28 protein-coding genes are annotated in these 23,165 nt (G+C 71.0%); 7 read left to right on the forward strand and 21 right to left on the reverse strand.

All coding sequences use genetic code 11. From position 1 onward, the window contains the following. Positions 1 to 183 precede the first annotated feature (183 nt). Both IO20_RS0123560 and IO20_RS0123565 read right to left on the reverse strand, forming a co-directional pair. Entirely contained in the window at positions 184 to 402 is a 219-nt protein-coding gene (locus tag IO20_RS0123560; protein WP_030206333.1) for a hypothetical protein, read from the reverse strand. Positions 403 to 793: 391 nt separating this feature from the next. Beyond that, positions 794 to 1,075 (reverse strand): acylphosphatase, encoded by a 282-nt coding sequence (locus IO20_RS0123565; RefSeq protein WP_030206330.1) that lies wholly within the window; start codon positions 1,073 to 1,075, stop codon positions 794 to 796. A 203-nt stretch (positions 1,076 to 1,278) separates the two neighbouring features. Between IO20_RS0123565 and IO20_RS0123570 the strand changes: the two genes are divergently transcribed. Beyond that, on the forward strand, positions 1,279 to 2,226 hold the full coding sequence (locus IO20_RS0123570) for a CAP domain-containing protein (protein WP_030551059.1): 948 nt from the start codon (positions 1,279 to 1,281) through the stop codon (positions 2,224 to 2,226). A gap of 85 nt (positions 2,227 to 2,311) precedes the next feature. Here the strand turns inward: IO20_RS0123570 and IO20_RS0123575 are convergent, their stop codons facing one another. Then, a complete protein-coding gene (locus IO20_RS0123575; RefSeq protein ID WP_030551061.1) occupies positions 2,312 to 2,896 on the reverse strand; it encodes a flavodoxin family protein in 585 nt (194 codons plus the stop codon). A gap of 122 nt (positions 2,897 to 3,018) precedes the next feature. Here IO20_RS0123575 and IO20_RS0123580 point away from each other — a divergent pair, with 122 nt between their 5' ends. Then, complete coding sequence (locus IO20_RS0123580; protein WP_425423742.1) at positions 3,019 to 3,405, forward strand: winged helix-turn-helix transcriptional regulator; 387 nt, start codon at positions 3,019 to 3,021, stop codon at positions 3,403 to 3,405. 27 nt (positions 3,406 to 3,432) lie between these two features. Here the strand turns inward: IO20_RS0123580 and mutM are convergent, their stop codons facing one another. The 9 genes from mutM to IO20_RS0123625 form a co-directional block, all read right to left on the reverse strand. Further along, the gene (mutM, locus tag IO20_RS0123585) at positions 3,433 to 4,293 is read right to left on the reverse strand and encodes a bifunctional DNA-formamidopyrimidine glycosylase/DNA-(apurinic or apyrimidinic site) lyase (protein WP_030551065.1); all 861 of its coding nucleotides are present in this window, start codon (positions 4,291 to 4,293) and stop codon (positions 3,433 to 3,435) included. A gap of 129 nt (positions 4,294 to 4,422) precedes the next feature. Further along, positions 4,423 to 5,235: a ribonuclease III gene (rnc, locus tag IO20_RS0123590; RefSeq protein ID WP_030551067.1), complete on the reverse strand. Its 813-nt coding sequence runs from the start codon at positions 5,233 to 5,235 to the stop codon at positions 4,423 to 4,425. A gap of 20 nt (positions 5,236 to 5,255) precedes the next feature. Continuing rightward, positions 5,256 to 5,429, reverse strand: a complete 174-nt coding sequence (gene rpmF / locus IO20_RS0123595; RefSeq protein ID WP_015036448.1) for a 50S ribosomal protein L32 — start codon at positions 5,427 to 5,429, stop codon at positions 5,256 to 5,258. Positions 5,430 to 5,431: 2 nt separating this feature from the next. Then, positions 5,432 to 6,115: a YceD family protein gene (locus IO20_RS0123600; protein ID WP_031127630.1), complete on the reverse strand. Its 684-nt coding sequence runs from the start codon at positions 6,113 to 6,115 to the stop codon at positions 5,432 to 5,434. A gap of 111 nt (positions 6,116 to 6,226) precedes the next feature. Then, the gene (locus tag IO20_RS0123605; RefSeq protein WP_030551071.1) at positions 6,227 to 7,276 is read right to left on the reverse strand and encodes a F0F1 ATP synthase subunit B; all 1,050 of its coding nucleotides are present in this window, start codon (positions 7,274 to 7,276) and stop codon (positions 6,227 to 6,229) included. A 110-nt stretch (positions 7,277 to 7,386) separates the two neighbouring features. After that, positions 7,387 to 7,866: a pantetheine-phosphate adenylyltransferase gene (gene coaD / locus IO20_RS0123610; protein ID WP_211270411.1), complete on the reverse strand. Its 480-nt coding sequence runs from the start codon at positions 7,864 to 7,866 to the stop codon at positions 7,387 to 7,389. 26 nt (positions 7,867 to 7,892) lie between these two features. Next, positions 7,893 to 8,474 carry a 16S rRNA (guanine(966)-N(2))-methyltransferase RsmD gene (rsmD, locus tag IO20_RS0123615; RefSeq protein WP_030551072.1) on the reverse strand — a complete coding sequence of 194 codons (582 nt, stop codon included), beginning with the start codon at positions 8,472 to 8,474 and terminating at the stop codon, positions 7,893 to 7,895. A 67-nt stretch (positions 8,475 to 8,541) separates the two neighbouring features. Then, entirely contained in the window at positions 8,542 to 10,743 is a 2,202-nt protein-coding gene (recG, locus tag IO20_RS0123620) for an ATP-dependent DNA helicase RecG (protein ID WP_030551074.1), read from the reverse strand. A 71-nt stretch (positions 10,744 to 10,814) separates the two neighbouring features. Beyond that, positions 10,815 to 12,428 carry a DAK2 domain-containing protein gene (locus tag IO20_RS0123625; RefSeq protein WP_030551076.1) on the reverse strand — a complete coding sequence of 538 codons (1,614 nt, stop codon included), beginning with the start codon at positions 12,426 to 12,428 and terminating at the stop codon, positions 10,815 to 10,817. Between the two features lie 273 nt (positions 12,429 to 12,701). On the opposite strand from IO20_RS0123625, the gene rpmB reads away from it, so the two are divergent. Beyond that, positions 12,702 to 12,887 carry a 50S ribosomal protein L28 gene (rpmB, locus tag IO20_RS0123630; RefSeq protein WP_003957616.1) on the forward strand — a complete coding sequence of 62 codons (186 nt, stop codon included), beginning with the start codon at positions 12,702 to 12,704 and terminating at the stop codon, positions 12,885 to 12,887. A 122-nt stretch (positions 12,888 to 13,009) separates the two neighbouring features. On the opposite strand, the gene thiD is transcribed toward rpmB, so the two are convergent. Together thiD and IO20_RS0123640 are read right to left on the reverse strand one after the other, a co-directional pair. Continuing rightward, entirely contained in the window at positions 13,010 to 13,810 is an 801-nt protein-coding gene (gene thiD, locus IO20_RS0123635; protein ID WP_030551079.1) for a bifunctional hydroxymethylpyrimidine kinase/phosphomethylpyrimidine kinase, read from the reverse strand. Further along, positions 13,807 to 14,769 carry a thiamine-phosphate kinase gene (locus tag IO20_RS0123640; RefSeq protein WP_030206271.1) on the reverse strand — a complete coding sequence of 321 codons (963 nt, stop codon included), beginning with the start codon at positions 14,767 to 14,769 and terminating at the stop codon, positions 13,807 to 13,809. The genes thiD and IO20_RS0123640 overlap by 4 nt, the downstream gene beginning before the upstream one ends. A 233-nt stretch (positions 14,770 to 15,002) precedes the next feature. Here IO20_RS0123640 and IO20_RS0123645 point away from each other — a divergent pair, with 233 nt between their 5' ends. Both IO20_RS0123645 and IO20_RS0123650 read left to right on the forward strand, forming a co-directional pair. Beyond that, positions 15,003 to 15,236 carry an Lrp/AsnC family transcriptional regulator gene (locus IO20_RS0123645; protein ID WP_030551081.1) on the forward strand — a complete coding sequence of 78 codons (234 nt, stop codon included), beginning with the start codon at positions 15,003 to 15,005 and terminating at the stop codon, positions 15,234 to 15,236. A 23-nt stretch (positions 15,237 to 15,259) separates the two neighbouring features. Continuing rightward, complete coding sequence (locus IO20_RS0123650; RefSeq protein ID WP_030551083.1) at positions 15,260 to 15,739, forward strand: DUF3515 domain-containing protein; 480 nt, start codon at positions 15,260 to 15,262, stop codon at positions 15,737 to 15,739. A 35-nt stretch (positions 15,740 to 15,774) separates the two neighbouring features. Here the strand turns inward: IO20_RS0123650 and IO20_RS0123655 are convergent, their stop codons facing one another. From IO20_RS0123655 to IO20_RS0123665, 3 genes are all read right to left on the reverse strand, one after another. Then, positions 15,775 to 16,914, reverse strand: a complete 1,140-nt coding sequence (locus IO20_RS0123655; protein WP_030551085.1) for a D-alanine--D-alanine ligase family protein — start codon at positions 16,912 to 16,914, stop codon at positions 15,775 to 15,777. A gap of 97 nt (positions 16,915 to 17,011) precedes the next feature. Continuing rightward, the gene (locus tag IO20_RS0123660) at positions 17,012 to 18,013 is read right to left on the reverse strand and encodes an NAD(P)H-dependent glycerol-3-phosphate dehydrogenase (protein WP_030206261.1); all 1,002 of its coding nucleotides are present in this window, start codon (positions 18,011 to 18,013) and stop codon (positions 17,012 to 17,014) included. Further along, a complete protein-coding gene (locus IO20_RS0123665; RefSeq protein WP_030551088.1) occupies positions 18,010 to 18,762 on the reverse strand; it encodes a lysophospholipid acyltransferase family protein in 753 nt (250 codons plus the stop codon). The genes IO20_RS0123660 and IO20_RS0123665 overlap by 4 nt, the downstream gene beginning before the upstream one ends. 127 nt (positions 18,763 to 18,889) lie before the next feature. Between IO20_RS0123665 and cofC the strand changes: the two genes are divergently transcribed. Both cofC and IO20_RS0123675 read left to right on the forward strand, forming a co-directional pair. Then, positions 18,890 to 19,564 carry a 2-phospho-L-lactate guanylyltransferase gene (gene cofC / locus IO20_RS0123670; RefSeq protein ID WP_245685017.1) on the forward strand — a complete coding sequence of 225 codons (675 nt, stop codon included), beginning with the start codon at positions 18,890 to 18,892 and terminating at the stop codon, positions 19,562 to 19,564. Positions 19,565 to 19,574: 10 nt separating this feature from the next. After that, positions 19,575 to 19,784 carry a hypothetical protein gene (locus IO20_RS0123675; protein WP_030551092.1) on the forward strand — a complete coding sequence of 70 codons (210 nt, stop codon included), beginning with the start codon at positions 19,575 to 19,577 and terminating at the stop codon, positions 19,782 to 19,784. A gap of 110 nt (positions 19,785 to 19,894) precedes the next feature. Here IO20_RS0123675 and IO20_RS0123680 read toward each other — a convergent pair whose 3' ends face one another. From IO20_RS0123680 to leuC, 4 genes are all read right to left on the reverse strand, one after another. Then, on the reverse strand, positions 19,895 to 20,608 hold the full coding sequence (locus IO20_RS0123680) for an HU family DNA-binding protein (protein WP_030551093.1): 714 nt from the start codon (positions 20,606 to 20,608) through the stop codon (positions 19,895 to 19,897). A 143-nt stretch (positions 20,609 to 20,751) separates the two neighbouring features. Beyond that, the gene (locus IO20_RS0123685) at positions 20,752 to 20,979 is read right to left on the reverse strand and encodes an SCO5555 family protein (protein WP_030206244.1); all 228 of its coding nucleotides are present in this window, start codon (positions 20,977 to 20,979) and stop codon (positions 20,752 to 20,754) included. Between the two features lie 104 nt (positions 20,980 to 21,083). Further along, on the reverse strand, positions 21,084 to 21,677 hold the full coding sequence (gene leuD, locus IO20_RS0123690) for a 3-isopropylmalate dehydratase small subunit (protein ID WP_030206236.1): 594 nt from the start codon (positions 21,675 to 21,677) through the stop codon (positions 21,084 to 21,086). Between the two features lie 6 nt (positions 21,678 to 21,683). Continuing rightward, on the reverse strand, positions 21,684 to 23,108 hold the full coding sequence (gene leuC, locus IO20_RS0123695) for a 3-isopropylmalate dehydratase large subunit (protein ID WP_030551096.1): 1,425 nt from the start codon (positions 23,106 to 23,108) through the stop codon (positions 21,684 to 21,686). Between the last annotated feature and the right edge of the window lie 57 nt (positions 23,109 to 23,165).

A 23,165-nucleotide genomic window follows, 5' to 3' on the forward strand; every position in this document is an offset into this window, starting at 1 on the left:
AGGCGACTCTACCGGGGCTCGTGCGTTTCACCCGCGAACGTGCAGGGCAGATCCTCGGATGAGAAGGGGGGTACGCCGGGGAAACGGCGGGTGAAAGAAAGAAGGGACGCCGAAGCGCCCCTTGAATGTCACCGCCGGCTGTGCCGACGAGTGTTTCCCACCTGGCCCCGGGGGGCTGGGTTGTCAGGTGAGCGCAGGCTCCGCCTGGGGTACGTCGAGGTCGATGCTGTTCAGCAGCGACTCTCCCTGGTGATGAGCGGCGGCAGCGGCAAGCGAGTCGTTCTCGGACTGGATCCGTACCAGCTCGGATTCAAGGTCCTGGACGCGCTGCTGTAGCCGTCGCATCTCGGCGAGGAGTCGCGGGTCGGAGCCGCCGACGTAACCGAGAAGCGCCTTTGCCATGATGGATGGTCCTCCACAATGAGTGACCGACCGAAGCGGTTGGGTCGTGAGGGATTCGCACCCGCGGTGCTCGGCAGTACTGCTTGTGGTGCCGGTTCCAACTGCCAAACAGCTAAGGTGCGCGGGGCTTCCAGAGTCTCACCAAAAAGTTTGACGGTCAACACGATCACGCCCCGTTTGAAGGGGCGACCGAGGAGTCCACAGCCGCTCAGTGGGCGGCGGGGCCTCGCAGACTCGGTGCCTCAGGGCGTCGCGATCATCCTTACCCGGCAGCCTTCCACGACGCGCGCTTCTTGGCAACCACCAGGAGGTTTCCCCTTCGCCCGGCTGTTACCGCGCGTCCGTTCGAGGCCCCTCTCGGTCACCGGACCGGGGGTCCGGCGCGGTCCCCTCAGCGGATGGCGAAGCCGTCGTAGCCGCCGCGCGGGGTGGCCCAGATCTCAGTGACTCCGTCCACGCGCCCGGGTGTGTCGGCGGAGTGGAGCCAGGCGAGCAGGCGGTGGCAATTCTCACGCGCCCCTTCGGCCACCACCTGCACCCGGCCGTCGTCGAGGTTCAGGGCGAAGCCCACGAGGCCGCCGATCTCCAGTGCGTTTGCCCTGGTGAACCAGCGGAAGCCCACTCCCTGTACCCGGCCGCGCACCCAGGCGGTCATCCGTACGTCGTCGTTCATGACTGCACGCTAACGGGCGGATTGCCAGATGAGCACATCGCCCCGGCCGTCCATGGACTACAGTCCCGACCGAACACGCCTCACCCGTTCGGGCCCGCACTGTTCGACCGGCGGCCCGAAACGGTCTCGACAGCAAAGATCAGCAAACACCGGTCCGCAAAGACCGGCCGGCCACGCAGGACCAGCAGAGGAAGGCAGAGCAGATGGGACGCCACCGTCGCGCCGGAGCCGCACCCGCCGCGGAAGACTACGCGGCCGGTACGGACGGCCCGCACCGGGGTGCCCGCCGCAAGCGGCGCGGCACGCCCGTCCGCACCGGCCTGCTCGGCGCCTCCGCGGCGGTCGCGATGGGCGCCGTCGCCGTCGCCTCCGGCCTGCTGCCGGGCGGGGACACCTTCACCGTGGGCAGCGTCGGCACGAGCGAGCGTCCGAGCCAGTCCCGGCAGGCACCCGAGCTGATGACGCAGGGCGGGGCCTCCCAGACCCCGACCGCCGACTCGGGCCCCACCGGCACGCGTACGGGATCGAGCACGGGTACGGACGGCGGCAAGGCGGCCGCGCCGTCGGCCACCCCGTCCACGAAGCCGACTCCGAAGGTGACCCCGAAGGCCACCCCGACGAAGCCCCCGGTGACCAAGCCCGCGCCGACCGCGACCCCGAAGCCGAAGCCGAAGGTCACCGTCGCGCCCTCCACCCAGCCCCCCGCGCCGAAGCCGGCCCCGACGACCGAGGCCCCGGTGGAGAAGACCGCCGCCCCCTCCACCGCCGACCGCGGCGAGGCCGCAGAGGCGGAGGTCCTCCGCCTGGTCAACGTCGAGCGCGCCCAGGTGGGCTGCTCGCCGGTGACGGCGGACCCCGAGCTCGCGGCCCTGGCCGGGGCGTTCAGCTCGGACATGGCGGCCCGCGGCTTCTTCGACCACACGGACCCGGACGGGGCCACCCCGTGGGAGCGCGCCGAACAGGCCGGCGTCTCGGGCCTGGGCGGCGAGAACATCGCCCGCGGCCAGGCGGACGCGGCGGCCGTGATGAAGTCGTGGATGAACAGCGACGGCCACCGCGCCAACATCCTGAACTGCGACTTCACGACCCTGGGCGTCGGCGTCCACTTCGCCGACGGCGGCCCTTGGTGGACCCAGGACTTCGGCTACTGACCCGTCCGGCACGCACGCGTAAGGGCCCCGTCACCCTCCGGTGACGGGGCCCTTACGTCGTACGGGCGCGCCTGTTACGGGTGCGTCAGGCGGCCGCGCGGCCCGCCGCGAAGGTGCGGGCGGTCGTGGCGACGCGGCGGCCGAGGTGCTCGGCCGTGGCGATGTCCGCCTTGTGGACGCCCTCGGGACCCAGATCGCTGGGGGTCTGGGCGCCGGCGCCGGAGAAGAAGCCGAGGCGGTTGAGGTCGTTCTCGGAGGAGTCGCTGGTGTTCCAGCCGGGCTTGAGGCCGAGGTTGATCCAGGTCATGCCGTGCTGTCCCGCGAGGGTCTGGAAGAACTGCAGGGTGTGCAGCTTGTCGCCGCTCTTGGAGCCGGAGTTGGTGAAGCCGGCGGCGAGCTTGTCGAGCCAGGCGTCCGCGAACCAGCGCTTCGAGGAGGCCTCGGCGAACTGGTGGAAGGCGCCGGAGGCGGTGCCCATGTACGTCGGCGAGCCGAAGACGATCGCGTCGGAGGCGTCGAGCAGCTCCCACTCGGCCTCGGTGATGCCGTCGACCTTGATGAGGTGGACGGTGGCACCCGCGTCCGCGGCGCCGTCGCGGACGGCCTCGGCCAGGACGGCGGTGTGGCCGTAGCCGGAGTGGTAGGCGATGGAGACGACGGGGGTGGTCACAAAGGGCTCCTCGAACAGGTCTGCGGGCGATCACCAGAAGTAGAGCACTAACTTTTAGATAGCGCAAGCTCCTGGGTAGCGTCTCCTCGCGGTGAGCGCTGTACGCGAGTACGCTGATGGGTATGACTGACGACCTCGCCTACGACGTGTTCGCCCGGGCCTGCCCCTCGCGCGGAACGCTGGAGCACGTGACGGGGCGCTGGGGAAGCCTGACCCTGGGCGCGCTGTACGACGGGACGTTCCGCTTCAACGAGCTGCGGCGACGGATCGACGGCGTGAGCGAGAAGATGCTGTCGCAGACCCTGCACGCCCTGGAGCGTGACGGCCTCGTCCACCGCGAGGCGCAGCCGACCAACCCGCCGCGGGTCGACTACCGGCTCACTCCGCTCGGCCGCGAGATCGCGGAGCGGCTGATCGGGCTGATCGAGCTGGTGGAGGGGCGGATGCCCGAGGTCGAGGCGGCCCGGGAGAGTTACGACGCGCACCGGGCGGCCCCGGTCACCGCCTGACGACCGTCAGGGTCCGAAGGACATGACTCAGGCCGTCGCGCGCGGTGGACGCTGGCAGCGCGGGCAGAAGTAGCTGGAGCGGTTCATCCAGGCCCGTCGCCGCATCGGCGTGCCGCAGCGGCGGCACGGTTCGTCCTCGCGCCCGTACGCGTCGAGCGAGCGGTCGAAGTAGCCGGACTCGCCGTTGACGTTCACGTACAGGCTGTCGAAGCTGGTGCCGCCGACGGCGAGCGCCGCGTTCATCACGTCCCGGACGTGGCCGAGGAGCTCCGCCGAGCGCGGCCGCGTCAGGGTGCCGGTCGGCCGGTCGTAGTGCAGCCGGGACCGCCAGAGCGCCTCGTCGGCGTAGATGTTGCCGACGCCGCTGATCAGCGACTGGTCGAGGAGTGCCCGCTTCACGGTCGTACGGCGCAGGCGCAGCGCGCTCTGGAAGGCGTCGTCGTCGAAGGCGGGGTCCAGGGGGTCGCGGGCGATGTGCCCGATGACGTCCGGCAGCCCGTCCGGGGTCTCGGCGTGGAGCGAGAGCCCGCCGAAGGTGCGCTGGTCGACGAAGCGGAGCTCGGTGCCGGCGGAGTCCTCGAAGCGCATCCGGATCCTGAGGTGCTTCTCGTCCGGGGCGTCCTCGGGCTGGACGAGCAGCTGACCGCTCATGCCGAGGTGGCCGAGCACGGAGGTGCCGGTGTCGGCGAGCGGAAGCCAGAGGTACTTGCCGCGTCGCCGCGCCACCTCGAACCGCTGCCCCTTCAGCCGGGCGGCGAAGTCCGCGCCGCCCGCCGGATGGCGCCGTACGGCCCTGGGGTGCAGCACCTCGACCTCGGTCACGGTCCGTCCGGCGATCCAGCGCTCCAGACCGCGCCGTACGACCTCGACCTCGGGCAGCTCGGGCACGGGGACTCCTCCGGACGTCGTCGACAGCGGCTCAACCCTACCGCCGCGGAATCGCCCGAAAAGAATCATCGGAAAGGACGAGAACCCCGTCCGGGGACGGGGTTCTCGGGAAGCGGTGGGTGCCGGCTGTCAGGCCGACGCCGGGTGGACGTTCGGAGAGGGGTCGGCGACCTCTCCCGTTCCCGCCTCGGCCGCGGCCTCGGCCGCCGCCACGCGTTCGTCCGCGGCCGCGCGAATCGCGCGCCACGCGGACTCCGCCGCCTGCTGTTCCGCTTCCTTCTTGCTGCGGCCGGTGCCGGTGCCGTACGAGACACCACCGACGCGGGCGGCAGCAGTAAAGGTCTTCTCGTGGTCCGGACCCTCTTCGGAGACGAGGTATTCCGGCACACCCAGACCCTCGGCCGCGGTGAGTTCCTGGAGACTGGTCTTCCAGTCCAGGCCCGCACCCAGGTTCGAGGACTTCTCGATGAGCGGGTCGAAGAGCCGGTGCACCAGCTCGGACGCCGCTTCGAGGCCCTGGTCGAGATAGACCGCGCCGATCACCGCTTCAAGGGTGTCGGCGAGGATGGACGCCTTGTCCCGGCCGCCCGTGCCCTCTTCGCCCCGGCCGAGCCGGATGAAGGAGCCGAGTTCGAGTTCGCGCCCCACGTCCGCCAGCGCACGAGAGTTGACCACCGCGGCCCGCAGTTTGGCCAGCTGGCCTTCCGGCAGGTCGGGATGGGTGCGGTACAGCGTGTCCGTGACCACCAGGCCGAGCACGGAGTCCCCGAGGAACTCGAGACGCTCGTTGGTGGGCAGACCGCCGTTCTCGTACGCGTACGAACGGTGGGTCAGCGCACGCACCAGAAGGGCGGACTCGAGCTTGTAGCCGAGCCGCCCTTCCAGAAGCGTGTGGGACGAGGCATGGTCCGTCTTGTCGTCCGTCTTGCGGGACTCAGACATTGCGCCTCTCACCAGCCCAATCAGACCGAGAGGACCTGGCGCTTGTTGTAGGTGCCGCAGCTCGGGCACGCGATGTGCTGCAGCTTCGGCTCCTGGCAACGCTCACACGAAACCAGGGTGGGGACCGCAGCCTTCCACTGCGACCGGCGGTGGCGCGTGTTGCTGCGCGACATCTTCCGCTTCGGAACAGCCACGGCTACTTCTCCTGCTTCTCGGCGGCGCTTCGGACGTCCCCGTCAGAGGCCTTGCCGCTCATGTTGTCCTTCTCATCGGTTCCCAGCGAACCGGCGAGTCCCTGCAGTGCCGCCCAACGAGCGTCGACGGCGTCATGGTGGTGGTCCGGGGTCTCGTTCAGGTTGGCTCCACACTCGGAGCACAGACCCGCACAGTCCTCCCGGCACACCGGCTGCATCGGCAGTGCGAGCACCACCGCATCACGCAGCACGGGTTCGAGGTCGAACATGCCGTCCTCGAGGGGGATCATGTCCTCGCCTTCCTCGGCCTCGTCGTCCGCGGCCGCCTTCGAGCGGCCCCGGTCGTCGGATTCGGGGTACGAGAACATCTCCTGGAAGTCCACGTCGAGACCGAGCTCGACGGGCTCCAGACACCTTACGCACTCCCCCTCGGCCGATGCACGGGCGGTGCCTGTGACAAGCACCCCTTCCATGACCGACTCAAGACGGAGATCAATGTCCACCGGAGCGCCCTCGGGCACTCCGATCACTCCTTCGACGCCCAGGTAACCGGGGGCCTCGACCGAACGCGAGATCCGCTGGAGGGCACCAGGACGCCGCCCCAGCTCGTGCGTGTCGAACACGAGGGGGTTGCGGTGGTCGAGGCGCGTGCTCAGGGGTCTTCCTGCTTTCGATTCGTTTCGCATCGTGAGTGGCTGCCGGACGTGGGTGGGCAGCAAGGATCGCGGGCATACGCGCGACCGAAGAGCCAGGATACTGGACGCTTCGCCCAGGGCCCAATCCGGGCCCTGACGTCCCTACTGTCCCTGTTCGTACCGGCGCAGCTGTTCCAGGTCGATCATGCTGGTGTCGAAGAAGCTGGTCTCGTCGAGCGCGGCGCCCTGCTGCTGCGGAGCCTGCTGGACGGGCTGCTGGTACGCGTACGGGTCCTGCTGCTGGTAGCCGTACGGATCGGCCTGCTGCGGCTGCTGGTACCCGGCATAGGGGTCGGGCTGCTGCTGGACCTGCTGGTAGCCGGCGTACGGGTCGGGCTGCTGCTGCACCTGCTGGTACGCCGCGTACGGATCGCCCTGGGGTTGCTGGGACTGCTGCTGGGCCGGGATCTGGACGGGCTCGGGGTCGGAGAGCTCGGCGAGCCCGGCCAGGTAGTCGGCGTCGCTGGTGTGCGCGGAGCCGTCGAAACCGTCCTGGGCGGCCATGTGCTCGCCGAGGGCGTCGCTGGCGATCCGGCCGTGCAGCTTCTGCCGGCCCCGCCCGACGGCCTCCAGGGTCTTGCTCAGCACGGCCTCGAAGGCACCGAGCTTGGCGTCGACGTACTCGTCGGCCCGGTGGATCAGGGTCTGCGGGTCGGAGCTGTACTCGGGGGCGTCCGGGTCGGCGTAGCCGTCCTGGTCGACCCCCGGGCCGCGCCCGAGGAGCTTCTCGCGGCCCCGGTCGACGGAACCGATCGTCTTGTTGAGGACGACCTCGAAGTTGGCGAGCTTGGAGTCGACGTAGTCGTCGGCCTCCGCGCGGACCTCCTCGGCCTCGCGGCGGGCCTCGGAGAGGATCCGGTCGGCCTCCTCCTGCGACTCCCGGGCGACCTGGGTGTCGGAGACGATCGAGCCCCGCTCGGCGTGGGCGGCCTCGATGATCCGCTCGGCCTCCTGGCGGGCCCGCTCGACCAGCTGCTCCCGGCCGCCGATCAGCTCCTGGGCCTGGGCGAGGGAGCCCGGCAGGGCTTCCCGCACCTCTTCGAGCAGGGCGAGCAGCTCGGCCCGGTTGACCACGCACGATGCCGACATGGGCATGGAGCGGGCGCCCTGCACGGTCGCGACGATCTCGTCGAGCTTCTTCTGTACGTCCACCGGGTGCTCGCCACTCTCTACAGCTGGATGGAGACGGACGGGACGACTGTAAGGGCAGTCGACGCCCGCCCGACACCAGGTGACGGAGCGTCAGCGGAGATGGCCGCGCGTCACTTTCGCTCCAGGCGCTCGGTGAGGCGGGGAAGGACGGTCGGGGGCACCAGGTGGGAGACGTCGCCGCCCCAGGCCGCGACCTCCTTGACCAGCGAGGAGGAGAGGAAGCTGTACGTCGGGTTGGTGGGGACGAACAGGGTCTCCACGCCCGTGAGGCCGTTGTTCATCTGCGCCATCTGGAGCTCGTAGTCGAAGTCGCTGACCGCGCGCAGTCCCTTGACGATGGCGGGGATGTCCCGCTGCTTGCAGAAGTCGACGAGCAGTCCGTGGAAGGACTCCACCTCGACGTTGCCGAAGTCGGCGGTCACCTCGCGGATCAGCTCGATCCGCTCGTCGACCGTGAACAGGCCCTTCTTCGACTGATTGATCATCACCGCGACGTGTACGACGTCGTACAGCTTGGAGGCGCGGGCGATGATGTCGAGGTGTCCGTTGGTGATGGGGTCGAATGACCCCGGACAGACGGCGCGGCGCAACTTGGGTCCCTCGCTCTCCGGTCCGGTCATCGTGCGTCTTCGCACGTAGAGGCGGCGCGACCGTACCAAAACGTTCCCTCGCCGTAACGACGGGACCGTAGGGCCTCGAATCCGGCCGGCCAGCCGAACTCGCCGCCTCGGGTGCTGCGCTCCACGGTGACGAGGGCATCGTCGCTCAGCCAGCCCCCCGAGCGCAGTGTGAGGAGAATCTCGCGGAGATCCGCGTCCGTGACCGCGTACGGCGGGTCGAGGAAGACCAGGTCGTACGGGTCGGCCGGCGCCGGTCCCGTCACGATCTGCTCCGCTTTGCCGGTACGGAGTTCGGCACCTGGCAGGCCGATCGACCGGACGTTGTCCCGGATCGTCTTCGCGGCGCGCGGGTCCGCCTCGACGAGCAGGGCGTGGGCGGCGCCCCGGGAGAGGGCTTCGAGGCCCACGGCGCCGGAGCCCGCGTACAGGTCGGCGACGCGCGACCCGGCCAGGCCGTGGAAGGCCTCCCAGGTGGAGAAGAGGCCCTCCCGCGCGCGGTCGGAGGTGGGGCGGGTGCCGTTGCCGGGCGGCACGGCCAGGCGGCGCCCGCCGGCGGTGCCGGCGATCACGCGGGTCATCGGTGTCCTCGTCCTGCGTCGTCCAGTGCGTACGTCTCAGGATATGGCCGCGGTCGGGCCGTGGGGGTCAGCCCTTCTCCAGGTATTCCTCCCGCTCCTCGCTGAGGAGGGCGTCCAGGGCCGTGCGCAGGCCCGGGTGGGCGGTCAGGTCCGGGTCGGCGAGGACGAGGGCGGTGGCCTCCTCGCGGGCGGCGGTGATGACCTCCTCGTCGTCGATGACGGTGAGCACCCGCAGGGAGGAGCGGACGCCGGACTGGGCCTGGCCGAGGACGTCGCCCTCGCGGCGCTGTTCGAGGTCGATGCGGGAGAGCTCGAAGCCGTCGAGGGTGCCGGCGACGGCGTTGAGCCGCTGGCGGGCGGGGCTCGCCTCGGGCATCTCGCTGACGAGGAGGCAGAGGCCGGGGGCGGAGCCCCGGCCGACGCGGCCGCGCAGCTGGTGGAGCTGGGAGACGCCGAAGCGGTCCGCGTCCATGATCACCATGGCGGTGGCGTTGGGGACGTTGACACCGACCTCGATGACGGTGGTGGCGACGAGGACGTCGAGCTCGCCCGCGGCGAAGCGGCGCATCACGTCGTCCTTGTCGTCGGGGTGCATCCGGCCGTGCAGGACGGCGATCCGGAGTCCGGCGAGGGGGCCGGTGCGGAGCTTCTCGGCGATGTCGAGCACGGCGAGCGGCGGGCGCTTCTCGGCCTCGTCCTCGGCGGACGCCTTGGCCTTCTTCTTCTGGTCCTCCTCGTCGCCGATGCGCGGGCAGACCACGTACGCCTGGTGCCCCTTCCCGACCTCCTCGCGGACCCGTTCCCACGCGCGGGCGAGGAAGTGGGGTTTGTCGGCGGCGGGGACGACGTGGCTGGCGATCGGGGAGCGTCCGGCGGGCAGCTGGTCGAGGACGGAGGTCTCCAGGTCGCCGAAGACGGTCATGGCGACGGTGCGCGGAATGGGGGTGGCGGTCATGACGAGGAGGTGGGGAGGCTGCTTTCCCTTGCCCCTGAGGGCGTCGCGCTGCTCGACGCCGAAGCGGTGCTGCTCGTCGACGACGACCAGGCCCAGGTCGTGGAACTGGACCTTGTCCTCGATGAGCGCGTGCGTGCCGATGACGAGGCCCGCCTCTCCGGTGACCAGGTCGAGGAGGGCCTGCCGGCGGGCGGGGACCCCCATGGAGCCGGTGAGCAGGACGACCTTGGTGGCCCGCTCGGCGCCGCCGAGCATGCCGCCCTCGGCGAGCTCGCCCATCATCTCGGTGACCGAGCGGTGGTGCTGCTGGGCGAGGACCTCGGTGGGGGCGAGCATGGCGGCCTGTCCCCCGGAGTCGACGACGGCGAGCATCGCGCGCAGGGCCACCATCGTCTTTCCCGAGCCGACCTCGCCCTGGAGGAGGCGGTGCATGGGGTGCTCGGTGGCGAGGTCGTCGAAGATCTCCTTGGAGACCTTCTTCTGGCCGTCGGTGAGGGTGAAGGGCAGCTTGGCGTCGAAGGCGTCGAGGATGCCGCCGGGGACGGGACGCCGCGCGACGGCGGGGAGTTGGGTGTCGGCGTGCCTGCGCCGGGCGAGGGCGACCTGGAGGACGAAGGCCTCGTCCCACTTGAGACGGTCGCGGGCGGTGGCGACGTCCGCCTTGGTACGGGGCCGGTGGATCAGCCGGAGGGCTTCGGGCAGCTCGACGAGGCCGCGGCCCTCGCGCAGCGCCCCGGGGAGCGGGTCGACGGCGTCGACGGCGCCGGGCAGGACGGCGTCGACGGCCTTCGAGATCTTCCAGGACTCCAGCTTGGTGGTGGCCGGGTAGATCGGGATGAGGGCCCCGGCCCAGCTTCCGACGCTGTCGGCGGCTTCGTCGCCGTCGCCGCGGAGGAGTTCGTACGCGGGATGGGCGAGCTGGAGGCGCCGGTTGAAGAGCGAGACCTTGCCGGAGAACATCGCCCGGGTGCCGGGCAGCAGGTCCTTGTGGGGCTTGTGCACGCCCTTGCCGAAGAAGACCAGCTGCAGACGCCCGCTGCCGTCGGTGATGGTCACTTCGAGGCGCTGGCCGCGTCCCTTGGAGCCGTTGAAGGTGAGCACGCGGGCGTCGGCGACCTGCGCGACCACCGTGACGTGCTCGTCGAGCGGCAGGTCGGAGAGGGTGGTCAGCTCCCCGCGCTCGGCGTACCGGCGGGGGTAGTGGTGGAGCAGGTCACCGACCGTGTGCAGGTCGAGCGCCTCGGCCATGACCTTGGCGGTGGCGGGGCCGAGGGACTTCTTGAGTGGTTCGTCGAGCGCGGGCACGCGTTCCATTCCACACCAAGGGACCGACAGTCGCGTCCAGGCTGTGGACAACCGGGTTCGGGTCGGCCCCCGGCAGGGGGTCATTCCACCCCGATGAGCAGCGGTGGGGCCCCCACGCCCGCGTGGTACGTGATGGTGTCGACGGCCAGGTAGCCGCGCCTGACGTGGCGTTCCAGGTCGGGGGCGAGCTCGGGCGGGGCGTCGTCGGCGACGACGAGGGTGACGAGTTCGCCGCCGGCCGAGAGCATCCGGTCGAGGACCGTGCGGGCCGTCTCGGTGAGGTCCTCGCCGATGACGGCGACGTCGCCCTCGATGAGGCCGAGGACGTCACCGGCCTGGCACACCCCGGCCGAGGTGAAGGACTGGCGTTCGGCGACGGCGAGTTCGGCGTAGCGGGTGGCTCCGGCGGCGGCCGTCATGGCGACGACGTCCTCGTCGAAGCGCCGGTCCGGTTCGTGGACGGCGAGGGCGGCGATGCCCTGGACGGCGGCCCGGGTGGGGATGAGGGCGACGCGGATGCCCTCGGCCCTGACGCGTTCGGCGGCGGCGACGGCGGTCTGGCGCAGCTCGGCGTCGTTGGGCAGGAGGACGACCTCGCGCGCGTGCGCCCGGCGGATCGCGTCGACGAGTTCGTCGCCCGTCGGCTGTTCGCCGGGGTGGGTCCGGACGGTGGTGGCGCCTGCCTCGGCGCAGAGCCCGGCGAGGCCCTCGCCGGGGACGACGGCGACGACCGCGCGCTGGGCGCGTTCGCCGCGACCGTCGGCGGCCTCCGTGTCGGACGCGAAGTGGGTGATCCGGATGCGGTGCGGCCGGCCGGCCTCGACACCTGCCTCGACGGCGGCGCCCGCGTCGTCGACGTGCACGTGGACGTTCCACAGTCCGTCGCCGCCGACGACGACGAGGGACTCCCCCAGGGCGTCGAGCCGGGCCCGCAGCAGTTCCACGGCCGCGTCGTCCGCCTCCAGGAGGTAGATCACCTCGTAGGCGGGCCCGTCCTCGGTGGGGCACCGCTCCTCAGGGGGCGCCGGTGCCGCGGGGGCCGTCACGGGGCTGGGCGGGGCCTGCCCCGTCACGGTCTCCAGGAGGGCGCCGAGGACGGTCACCAGGCCCCTGCCGCCCGCGTCGACGACTCCGGCGCGTTCGAGGACGGCGAGCTGGCCCGAGGTGGCCGCGAGGGCCGTACCTGCCCCGTCGTGGGCCTTCCTCGCCACCTCGACGAGTCCGCCGCCGGCGGCGCAGGCATCGGCCGCGGCGGACGCCACCGTGAGGATGGTGCCCTCCACGGGGTGGGCGACGGCCTGTCGTGCCGCCCGCGCGGCCTCGGCGAGGGCGCGGGCGAGGTGATCACCGTCACAGCCCTCGGCGAGGACGCCCGCCATGCCGCGGAAAAGCTGGGAAAGGATGGTTCCGGAGTTGCCGCGGGCGCCGACCAGGGCGCCGTGCGCCATGGCCCGTACGGTCTCGGCGGTGTCGGGCTCGCAGACGGCGAAGACGGCCTCGACGGCCCGGTGCGCGGCCTCCGCCGTCAGGTACAGATTGGTGCCGGTGTCCCCGTCCGCCACGGGATAGACGTTGATCGCGTCGATCTCCTCGCGCTCCCGGCCGAGCGCGTCCAGCGTCCGCGCGCACCAGGAGCGGACCGCTTCCGCGTCGAGCTCGACGAGCTCCTCGAAGGGCTGAAGGGCTCGCGACAACGGGGGTCCTCCTTCGGCGGTGAGCTCACCGCAGGGTAGACGCAGGGTGTCCCTCCCCCAAGCTCTCGGCTTCGCTCGAGCAGGGGGCCCCCGGTGACCTGGGCCCGGGGCGACGTCCGCCCAGACCGTGGTAGTTTCGTTCCACCGATGCAGGCGTTGTATGCTGCTTCGGTTGCCCGGTTCGCACCGGGCCATTCCCCGGCAAGCCACTTCAGACTCCTGATTCCGGTGCGCCGGAATTCACTGTAAATCCTGAAGCTTTTGGAGTGACCCGTGGCTGCCAACTGCGACGTCTGCGGCAAGGGGCCGGGCTTCGGCAACAACATTTCGCACTCGCACCGCCGTACGTCCCGTCGCTGGAACCCGAACATCCAGCGCGTGCGTGCCGTGGTCGGTCGGACGCCGAAGCGGCTCAACGTCTGCACCTCGTGCATCAAGGCCGGCAAGGTCTCGCGCTAATCGCGACGTTCTGTCGTAGCGCAGCCCCTGCGGTTGCCTTGAAAGGCCGGTTCACCTCGGTGAACCGGCCTTTTGCCTTGCCCTGAAACGATCATGGTCCCCATCGAGGCCCCTCCGCGCCCTCAGGCCCGGAACCGCCAGCCGTGGTCGACCGGGCCGATGCCCGACCCCAGCGCGAACCCGGCGCCTATGGCCCCGGTCACGTACTCCTTGGCCTCCCGCACCGCCTCCGGCACCGCGAGCCCCCTGGCGAGCCCGGAGGCGATCGCCGAGGCGAGCGTGCAGCCCGTCCCGTGGGTGTGCCGGTTGTCGAGGCGCGGGGCGCGCAGCCAGTGCTCCTCCGAGCCGTCCGTGAGCAGGTCCACGGCCTCCCGGCCGGTGGGCAGGTGCCCGCCCTTGATCAGGACCCAGCGCGGCCCGTACGACAGGATCGCCTCGGCCGCGGTCCGCATGTCGCTCTCGTAGACCACGTGCACGCCTGTGAGCTGCGCCACCTCGTCCAGGTTGGGGGTGGCGACCGTCGCCCTCGGCAGCAGCTTCCCGCGTACGGAGTCGAGCGCCGTCTCGGCGAGCAGCGGGTCCCCGTGCTTGGAGACGCCGACCGGGTCCACGACGACCGGGGCGGCCGTGTCCGCGAGCAGCTCCGCGACGGTCTCCACGAGCGCAGACGTGGCCAGCATGCCGGTCTTGACCGCCTGGACGCCGATGTCGTCGACGACGGCCCGGTACTGGGCGCGTACGGCCTCCACCGGCAGCTCCCAGACTCCCTGGACGCCCCGCGAGTTCTGGGCGGTGACGGCGGTGAGCACGCTCATGCCGTGGACGCCGAGCGCGAGCATCGTCTTCAGGTCGGCCTGGACGCCGGCGCCGCCGCCGGAGTCGGATCCGGCGACGGTCAGCACCAGCGGGGGCCGGGAGGTCACTCCGTCTCCCCGAAGTGGTCCCAGCCGCCCACGGTGTGCCAGGGCGCGCCGTCCACGGTGACCTGGGGCAGCGCGGAGGGGTTGAGGACCTCTCCGATGACCTTCCAGCGGGCGGGGAGCTTCACGTCCGGCGGGAAGGTGGCCACGATGGCGTGGTCCTCGCCCCCGGTGAGCACCCACTGCATCGGGTCCACGCCCACGGCCTGCCCGATGTCGTTCATCTGGGTCGGGATGTCGATGAGCCCCGAGCGCAGGTCGATGCGGACCTTGCTGGCCTCGGCGATGTGCCCCAGGTCGGCGATGAGTCCGTCGCTGACGTCGCACATGGCGGTGGCGCCCAGGCCGGCGGCCGCGGGGCCCGCGTGGTACGGCGGTTCGGGCCTGCGGTGGGCCTCGACGAAGGCGCGCGGGGAGCGGAAGCCGCGGGACAGGACCGCGTAGCCGGCGGCGGACCAGCCGAGCCAGCCGGTGTAGGCGACGACGTCGCCGGGCTGGGCGCCGCCCCGGGTGACCGGGTCGTGGTTGCGCAGGTCGCCGAGGGCGGTGATGGAGACCATGATCGTGTCGCCGCGGACGACGTCGCCGCCGACCACCGCCGCGCCCGCGACCTGACATTCGTCGCGCAGGCCGTCCATGAGTTCGGTGGCCCAGGTGACGGGGAGTTCGGCGGGGACGACCAGGCCGAGGAGGAGTGCGGTGGGGACCGCGCCCATGGCGGCGATGTCGGCGAGGTTCTGTGCGGCGGCCTTGCGGCCGACGTCGTACGCCGTCGACCAGTCACGGCGGAAGTGACGTCCTTCGAGGAGGATGTCCGTGCTGGCCACCACGCGCCGGTCGGGGGCGGAGACGACCGCGGCGTCGTCGCCGGGCCCGATCCGTACCGCCGGGGTGGAGGTGAGCCGGGACGTGAGCTCTCTGATGAGCCCGAACTCGCCCAGCTCTCCGACTGTGCCCTTCACCGCGTCTCACCTCGTGTCTTCGTGCCGGCCGGCGGGCGGGGGCGCGTGGTCTCGCGCCGCGGGTCGCGGGCCGTCACCGTGCTGGGTACCGTCAAGTAGGCCGTCAACTTCTGTCCTGCGTACGCCACCCCGACAACGCCTCGGGACACGCGGGTCTCCCCGTGGCCCGCGGCGACGCGGTACCGTGGCGTCCCTTTCTCCCACAAGATCCTCGTGGTCGCCCTGGAGGTTCCGTGGTTCAGGCGTACATCCTCATCCAGACCGAGGTGGGCAAGGCGTCGATCGTCGCCGACACCATCTCCAAGATCCCGGGGGTGCTCCAGGCCGAAGACGTGACCGGTCCGTACGACGTCATCGTGCGCGCGCAGGCGGACACGGTGGACGATCTCGGCCGCATGGTGGTCGCCAAGGTCCAGCAAGTGGACGGCATCACGCGCACCCTCACCTGCCCGGTCGTTCATCTGTAGCCCCCGTCTACGCTTGGCCGGTGATGTCTTCCCACCGGCCCTTCGGCCTGCCCGCCGCCGTGTCGGCCGCCGTTCTGCTGCTGGCCGCCGCCGGCTGCTCCTCGACGGACGCCGCGGCGTCCGTCGTGGTTCCAAGCCCGCCGGCGTCGGAGGCCGCCTTCTGCCAGGCGCTGGCGAAGGAGCTTCCCGACACCGTGGCGGGTCTCGAGCGGAGTGACCCGGAGCCCGGCTCCGAGTTGACCGCCGGCTGGGGTGACGGTGCGATCGTACTGCGCTGCGGGGTGCCCCGGCCCGAAAAGATGAGCGATCCCAAGGCGCAGGGCGTCGAGGCGGACGGCGTGAACTGGATGCTGGAGCACCCGGAGGGCGGCGGACCCCGCTTCACCTCGACGTACCGGAAGACATACGTGGAGGTCACGATGGACGAGCGCTTCGCGCACGACGTGACGCCGCTCGCCGAGCTCGCCGCTTCCGTGCGGAAGACCGTGCCGCCGAGCCTCTGAGAGGCCGGGGCACGGTCTTTCCGGGTCCGGTCCGGTCAGCGCAGGCCCGTGGAGCGGGTCAGCGCGGCCTGGATGAGCCGGTCGACGAGCTCGGGGTAGCTCACGCCGCTCTCCTGCCACATGCGCGGGTACATGGAGATGGGCGTGAAGCCCGGCATGGTGTTGATCTCGTTGATGACGAAGTCGCCGTCCTCGGTGAGGAAGAAGTCGGCGCGGACCAGGCCCTCGCAGGAGACCGCCTCGTAGGCGGCGACGGCCAGGCGCTGGATCTCGGCGGTGGCCTCGTCGCCGATCGGGGCGGGGACGATGCCGGAGGCCGAGTCGATGTACTTGGCCTCGAAGTCGTAGAAGTCGTGGTCGGTGACCGGCGGGATCTCGGCCGGCACGCTGGCGCGCGGACCGTCCTCGAACTCCAGGACGCCGCACTCGATCTCGCGGCCGCGCAGCAGCGACTCGACGAGGATCTTGGGGTCGTGGCGGCGGGCCTCCTCGATGGCCTCGTCGAGGCCGGAGAGGTCGTCGACCTTGGTGATGCCCATGGACGAGCCGCCGCGGGCCGGCTTCACGAAGAGCGGCCAGCCGTGCTCGGCGGCGAACTCGACGATCTTCTTGCGGGCGGCGGCCGGGTTCTGGTCCCACTCGCGCGGCCGGATGACCTCGTACGGGCCGACCGGGAGGCCGAAGGAGACGAAGACCCGCTTCATGTATTCCTTGTCCTGGCCGACGGCGGAGGCGAGGACGCCCGCGCCGACGTAGGGGACGCCGGAGAGCTCCAGGAGGCCCTGGAGAGTGCCGTCCTCGCCGTACGGGCCGTGGAGCATCGGGAAGACCACGTCGACCTCGCCCAGGGCCCTGGGGACGGACCCCGGCTCGCTGAGCACGACCTCGCGGTTGGCCGGGTCGACGGAGAGGACGACGCCGCCCTCCTCGGACTCGGCCAGGTCGGCGACGTTCGGCAGGGCGCGGTCGGCGATGGCCATGCGCTCGGGGGCGTCGGCGGTGAGCGCCCAGCGCCCGTCCGTCGTGATGCCGATGGGCAGCACGTCGTACTTGTCCCGGTCGATGGCGCTCAGGACGGCGCCCGCCGTGACGACGGAGATGGCGTGCTCGGAGCTGCGTCCGCCGAAGACGACGGCCACGCGCGGCTTGCGGGGGCTCTGGGTGTTCTCGCTCATATCGCGATGAGCGTACCTTGCGACTCCCGAACTCCTGAGCGCACCGCCGCCGTCCCGCGCGTACGGCGCAGCGCCGCCGGTGCGGCGGCCGGCGCGGTCAGCGGCGCTCGGACTTGGCGCTGCGGGACATCAGCTCCTTGAGGGCGACGACCGGCGGCTTGCCCTCGTGGACGATCGAGACGACGGTCTCGGTGATGGGCATGTCGACGCCGTGGCGGCGGGCCAGATCGAGCACGGACTCGCAGGACTTGACGCCCTCTGCGGTCTGCTTGGTGGCCGCGATGGTCTCCTGGAGGGTCATTCCGCGGCCCAGGTTGGTGCCGAAGGTGTTGTTCCGGGAGAGCGGCGAGGAGCAGGTGGCCACCAGGTCGCCGAGGCCCGCGAGGCCGGAGAAGGTGAGCGGGTCGGCGCCCATGGCGAGGCCGAGGCGGGTGGTCTCGGCGAGGCCGCGGGTGATGAGCGTGGCCTTGGAGTTGTCGCCGAGTCCCATGCCGTTGGCGATGCCGACGGCGAGCCCGATGACGTTCTTGACCGCGCCGCCGAGCTCGCAGCCGACGACGTCGGTGTTGGTGTACGGGCGGAAGTACGGGGTCAGGCAGGCGGTCTGGAACCGCTGCGCGACCGACTCGTCGACACAGGCGACGACGGCGGCGGCGGGCTGCCGGGAGGCGATCTCCAGGGCCAGGTTGGGTCCGGTGAGGACGGCCACGCGCTCGGCGGGCACGTCCGCGACCTCCATGACGACCTCGCTCATCCGCTCGGCGGTGCCGAGTTCGACGCCCTTCATGAGGGAGACGAGGACGGTGTCCGGGGCCAGCAGCGGCTTCCAGGCGGCGAGGTTGCCGCGCAGGGTCTGCGAGGGGACGACGAGGACGGTGAAGTCGGCGTCCGCGGCGGCCTCCGCCGGGTCCGCGGTGGCCGTGATCCGCCGCGGGAGTTCGACGCCCGGCAGGTAGTCGGGGTTGGTGCGGGAGGCGTTGATCTCCTTGGCGAGTTCGGCGCGGCGGCCCCAGAGGCTCACCTCGCAGCCCGCGTCGGCCAGCACCATGGCGAAGGCGGTGCCCCAGGATCCGTTGCCGAAGACGGCGGCCTTGGTCACTTGGCGCCTCCCTCTGTGGTCTTGCGCCGCTGCTCGAGACGCGCCTTGCGGTGGTCGTACGGTGCGGCGGGCGCCTGCTCGCCGCGGATCTGCTCCAGGAGGGCGGTGATGGCGGCCATGATGACCTCGGTCGCCTCGCGGAGCACGTCGGGCGTCGGCTCCAGGCCGTAGAAACGGGAGAGGTCGACGGGCGGACCGGCCTGCACGATCAGCGTCTTGCGGGGGAACAGGCTGAGCTTGTTCTCCTTGGCGTACGGCGGCATCGCCAGGTTGGCGCCCCACTGGGCCACCGGGATGACGGGGACCTTGGTGAGCAGCGCGACGCGCGCGGCACCGGTCTTGCCCGCCATGGGCCACATGTCGGGGTCGCGGGTCAGGGTGCCTTCGGGGTAGAAGGCGACGCACTCGCCGCGCTCGATGGCGTCGACGGCGGCACGGAACGCGTCGAGCGCGTTGGTCGTCTCGCGGTAGACGGGGATCTGTCCGGTTCCCCGCAGCATCATGCCGACGAAGGGCGCCTTGAAGAGGGCCGCCTTGGCCAGGAGGCGCGGGACGCGGCCGGTGTTGTACTGGTAATGCGCGTACGACAGCGGGTCCAGGTAGGAGTTGTGGTTGACCGCGGTGATGAATCCACCGTCGGCCGGAATGTGCTCCATACCGCGCCAGTCCCGCTTGAACAGAACCACCAGGGGGGGTTTGGCGATGACCGCCGCGAGGCGGTACCAGAAGCCGATTCTGCGGCGGGGCACTCGGACACCTTTCTCCGGGACTGGCTGGCAGGGGGTCAAGTGTCGCCCCATGCTCCTGCTCTGTCGAGTGACACCGTACGCCCCGGGCCCTCCGCGGGACCGCGTGGGCGGGACAGAATGGGCCCCGATGAGCCCGACGAGCCCGATGAACCCACCGCGCACCGGAGCGGACGACGCCTGGTCCCTTGTCGTACCGCTGAAGCCGCTGGCCCTGGCGAAGAGCAGACTGGCCGCGGCGGCCGGGGCCCGGCTGCGTCCGTGGCTCGCGCTGGCCTTCGCGGAGGACACCGTGGGGGCGGTCCTCAACTGCCCGCGGGTACGGGATGTGGCGGTGGTCACGGACGATCCCGCCGCCTCGGCGGCCCTCGCGGCCCTGGGTGCGCGCATCGTGCCGGACACCCCGGCGGCGGGACTCAACGCGGCCCTCGCGCACGGGGTCCGCGCCGTGCGGTCCCGGCGGCCGCACGCGCGGGTGGCGGCGCTCAACGCGGATCTGCCGGCGCTGCGGCCCGAGGAGCTGACCCGGGTCCTGGACGCGGCCAGGAAATTTCCGCGCGCATTTCTCGCGGACGCCGCCGAAATCGGTACGACATTCCTCTCGGCGGGTCCCGGGGTGGAATTGGAACCGGCATTCGGAGGTCCGTCGAGACTCCGGCATTTGTCGTCGGGCGCGGTGGAAATCACGCTCGCCGGGGTCGATTCCGTACGCCGGGACGTGGACACCGGTGAGGATCTCGCGGCGGCCGGGTCGCTGGGACTCGGCCCGCGGACGGCCGCCCGTTGGCTGTCGGCGGCCGGATAGGCTGCGGTCCATGCAGGCGACCGCGTTCACGTACGACCCCGAGACCCGCAGCGGCAGTGTGCTGCTCGACGACGGCACCCCCGTGGAGTTCGGGGCGGAGGCCTTCGAGGCGGGCGGGCTGCGCCTGCTGCGGCCGGGGCAGCGGGTGCGGATCGAGGCGGAGCCCGGCACGTCGGGGGCCGGCCTGCGGATCACCCTGGTGACGCTCCAGACCTTCTGAGCGGCCCCTTTCCGCTCCTCTTCCGCACTTTCAGGACGCGCCGCTTCAGAACGCGCCGCGGGCCGGGCTCCCCGAGGGGAGCCCGGCCCGGCGGATCGGAACCGCTCGTCCTACTTCTTGGCGGCGGTCTTCTTGGCGGTCGTCTTGCGCGCCGTCGTCTTCTTCGCGGGCGCCTTCGTCGCCGTGGCCTTCTTCGCGGCCGGCGCGGTCTTCTTGGCGGCGGCCTTGGTCGCCTTCTTGGCGGCGGCGGCCGTGGTGGCCTTCTTGGCGGCGCCGTTCGCGGTCTTCTTCGCCGCGGTCGTCGTGGCCTTCTTCGCGGGGGTCGCCTTCTTCGCGGCCGCCGCGGTGGTGGTCTTCTTCGCGGGGGTCGCCTTCTTCGCGGCCGCCGCGGTGGTGGTCTTCTTCGCCGGGGTCGCCTTCTTCGCGGCGGCCTTCTTGGCGGTGGTGGCCTTCTTCGCGGCGGCCTTCTTCACGGTCGCGGAGGCGCCACCGGTGAGGCTGCCCTTGGGGGCCTTCTTGACGGAGACCTCGCCGCCCTTGGGGAGCTTCTTCGAGCCGCTGACCAGGTCCTTGAAGCCCTGACCGGCACGGAAGCGCGGAACAGAGGTCTTCTTGACCCGCACCCGCTCACCCGTCTGCGGGTTGCGGGCGTAGCGGGCCGGACGGTCGACCTTCTCGAACGAGCCGAAACCCGTCACCGAGACCCGGTCGCCCCCGACCACGGCGCGCACGATGGCGTCGAGCACGTGGTCGACGGCTTCGGCGGCCTGCTGGCGACCGCCCATCTTGTCGGCAATCGCTTCTACGAGCTGCGCCTTGTTCACGTCTTCCCCTTCGGAGACATTGCCAGAACGAAAGTGTTCAAGCTTTTTCGCACGTTAGGCATGTATATACCGCAAATCAAACACGAAACGGGCTAATCACCCTAGTGCCGCAACGCGGAAGAGCCGTTGCGGAGTTCCTGGTGTCAGTCGTCCTCTGGGAATCGGCCCTCGTCGAGGTCCTTCATCAACCGGTCCAGACGCGCTGCCGCGTCCTTGAGATCGTGCTTCGCCGCGGCCGTCACGACCAGCAGCTTCCGGGACAGCGCCATCCTTACGCCCTCCGGGACTTGCAGTGAGCGCACTCTTGTGTGCGCTTCCTTCAATCGGGCGGCGACTGCCTCGTAGAGCTCGAGTTGGCTGTCGCGTTCCATGCACCGATTGTGCCATCTAGGGCGAGTTGTCGCCCGACAGGGTCTCAACAAGCGACTGCGCCCCCCACCGGGCGGTGGGGGGCGCAGTCTTGGAAAAGCGCTGCTCAGACCGTAATTGTACGGGGCTTGTGGGCCGGTCGCGCCGCCTCGTAGGCCGCGATGTCGGCTTCGTTCTGAAGGGTGAGGCTGATGTCGTCGAGTCCGTTCAGGAGCCGCCAGCGGGCGTTCTCGTCGAGCTCGAAGTCGGCGTCGATCCCGGCGGCCAGGACCTTGCGCTGCTCCAGGTCGACGGTGATCTCGGCGGTGGGGTCGGCCTCGGTCAGCTCCCAGAGCGCGTCCACCGTCTCCTGCGGCAGGACCACGGTCAGCAGGCCGTTCTTCAGCGAGTTGCCGCGGAAGATGTCGGCGAAGCGGGCGGAGATGACCGTCTGGAAGCCGTAGTTCTGGAGCGCCCAGACGGCGTGCTCACGGGAGGAGCCGGTGCCGAAGTCGGGGCCGGCGACCAGGACCGAGGCACCCTGCCGCTCGGGGCGGTTGAGGATGAACTCGGAGTCCTTGCGCCAGGCCTCGAAGAGCCCGTCCTCGAAGCCGTCGCGGGTGACCTTCTTGAGCCAGTGCGCCGGGATGATCTGGTCGGTGTCGACGTTGCTGCGGCGCAGCGGGACGGCCCGGCCGGTGTGCGTGGTGAAAGCTTCCATGGTTCCTCAGACCCCCGCGGTGGTGGCGACGTCGGACAGATCGGCCGGGGAGGCCAGATGGCCCAGGACGGCGGTGGCGGCTGCGACCTGCGGGGAGACCAGGTGCGTCCGGCCGCCCTTGCCCTGCCGGCCCTCGAAGTTGCGGTTGGAGGTGGACGCGGAGCGCTCACCGGGAGCCAGTTGGTCGGGGTTCATGCCCAGACACATCGAGCAGCCCGCGTGCCGCCATTCGGCGCCGGCCTCCTTGAAGACCTTGTCCAGGCCCTCCTCGACGGCCTGCAGGGCGACCCGGACGGAGCCGGGGACGACCAGCATGCGGACGCCGTCGGCGACCTTGCGGCCCTGCAGGAGTCCGGCGGCGTTGCGCAGGTCCTCGATGCGGCCGTTGGTGCAGGAGCCTACGAAGACGGTGTCGACCCTGATGTCGCGCAGCGGCTGTCCGGCGGTCAACCCCATGTATTCCAGGGCCTTTTCGGCGGCGAGGCGCTCCGAAGCGTCTTCGTACGAAGCCGGGTCGGGGACGTTCGCCGAAAGCGGCGCGCCCTGGCCGGGGTTGGTGCCCCAGGTGACGAACGGAGCCAGCGAGGCGGCGTCGATGACGACCTCGGCGTCGAAGACCGCGTCCTCGTCGGACTTGAGGGTCTTCCAGTACGCGACGGCGGCGTCCCAGTCCTCGCCCTCGGGGGCGTGGTCGCGGCCCTTGAGGTAGGCGAAGGTGGTCTCGTCGGGGGCGATCATGCCCGCGCGGGCGCCGGCCTCGATCGACATGTTGCAGATGGTCATCCGGGACTCCATCGAGAGTTTCTCGATGGCGGAGCCCCGGTACTCCAGGATGTAGCCCTGGCCGCCGCCGGTGCCGATCTTGGTGATGATCGCCAGGATCAGGTCCTTGGCGGTGACGTCCTCGGGCAGCTCGCCGTCGATCGTGATCGCCATGGTCTTGGGGCGGGCCAGCGGGAGCGTCTGGGTGGCGAGCACGTGCTCGACCTGGCTGGTGCCGATGCCGAAGGCCAGGGCACCGAAGGCGCCGTGCGTGGAGGTGTGCGAGTCGCCGCAGACGACGGTGGTGCCGGGCTGGGTCAGGCCCAGCTGCGGTCCCACCACGTGGACGACGCCCTGCTCGACGTCGCCCAGCGGGTGCAGGCGGACGCCGAACTCCGCACAGTTCTTGCGGAGGGTCTCCAGCTGCGCGCGGGAGACCGGGTCGGCGATCGGCTTGTCGATGTCGAGGGTCGGGGTGTTGTGGTCCTCGGTGGCGATGGTGAGGTCGAGGCGCCGCACCTGCCGGCCGTTCTGGCGGAGGCCGTCGAAGGCCTGCGGGCTGGTCACCTCGTGCAGCAGGTGCAGATCGATGAAGAGGAGGTCGGGCTCGCCCTCGGCGCGCCGGACGACATGGTCGTCCCAGACCTTCTCCGCGAGTGTCCTACCCATCGCTTTCCCTCCGGCCGACGTCTACGCCGGCACAACTAGAGACCCGTTTCGCGGGCC

Origin of the sequence: Streptomyces exfoliatus, from assembly GCF_000725545.1 — a bacterium.
GTDB classification, from domain to species: domain Bacteria; phylum Actinomycetota; class Actinomycetes; order Streptomycetales; family Streptomycetaceae; genus Streptomyces; species Streptomyces exfoliatus.

Coding starts and splice junctions, on each gene's coding strand:
- IO20_RS0123560 (WP_030206333.1), bottom strand. CDS start 402: ATGGCAAAGGCGCTTCTCGGTTACGTCGGCGGCTCCGACCCGCGACTC.
- IO20_RS0123565 (WP_030206330.1), bottom strand. CDS start 1,075: ATGAACGACGACGTACGGATGACCGCCTGGGTGCGCGGCCGGGTACAG.
- IO20_RS0123570 (WP_030551059.1), top strand. CDS start 1,279: ATGGGACGCCACCGTCGCGCCGGAGCCGCACCCGCCGCGGAAGACTAC.
- IO20_RS0123580 (WP_425423742.1), top strand. CDS start 3,019: ATGACTGACGACCTCGCCTACGACGTGTTCGCCCGGGCCTGCCCCTCG.
- rnc (WP_030551067.1), bottom strand. CDS start 5,235: ATGTCTGAGTCCCGCAAGACGGACGACAAGACGGACCATGCCTCGTCC.
- IO20_RS0123600 (WP_031127630.1), bottom strand. CDS start 6,115: ATGCGAAACGAATCGAAAGCAGGAAGACCCCTGAGCACGCGCCTCGAC.
- rsmD (WP_030551072.1), bottom strand. CDS start 8,474: ATGACCCGCGTGATCGCCGGCACCGCCGGCGGGCGCCGCCTGGCCGTG.
- recG (WP_030551074.1), bottom strand. CDS start 10,743: ATGGAACGCGTGCCCGCGCTCGACGAACCACTCAAGAAGTCCCTCGGC.
- IO20_RS0123650 (WP_030551083.1), top strand. CDS start 15,260: ATGTCTTCCCACCGGCCCTTCGGCCTGCCCGCCGCCGTGTCGGCCGCC.
- IO20_RS0123655 (WP_030551085.1), bottom strand. CDS start 16,914: ATGAGCGAGAACACCCAGAGCCCCCGCAAGCCGCGCGTGGCCGTCGTC.
- cofC (WP_245685017.1), top strand. CDS start 18,890: ATGAGCCCGACGAGCCCGATGAACCCACCGCGCACCGGAGCGGACGAC.
- IO20_RS0123675 (WP_030551092.1), top strand. CDS start 19,575: ATGCAGGCGACCGCGTTCACGTACGACCCCGAGACCCGCAGCGGCAGT.
- IO20_RS0123685 (WP_030206244.1), bottom strand. CDS start 20,979: ATGGAACGCGACAGCCAACTCGAGCTCTACGAGGCAGTCGCCGCCCGA.
- leuD (WP_030206236.1), bottom strand. CDS start 21,677: ATGGAAGCTTTCACCACGCACACCGGCCGGGCCGTCCCGCTGCGCCGC.
- leuC (WP_030551096.1), bottom strand. CDS start 23,108: ATGGGTAGGACACTCGCGGAGAAGGTCTGGGACGACCATGTCGTCCGG.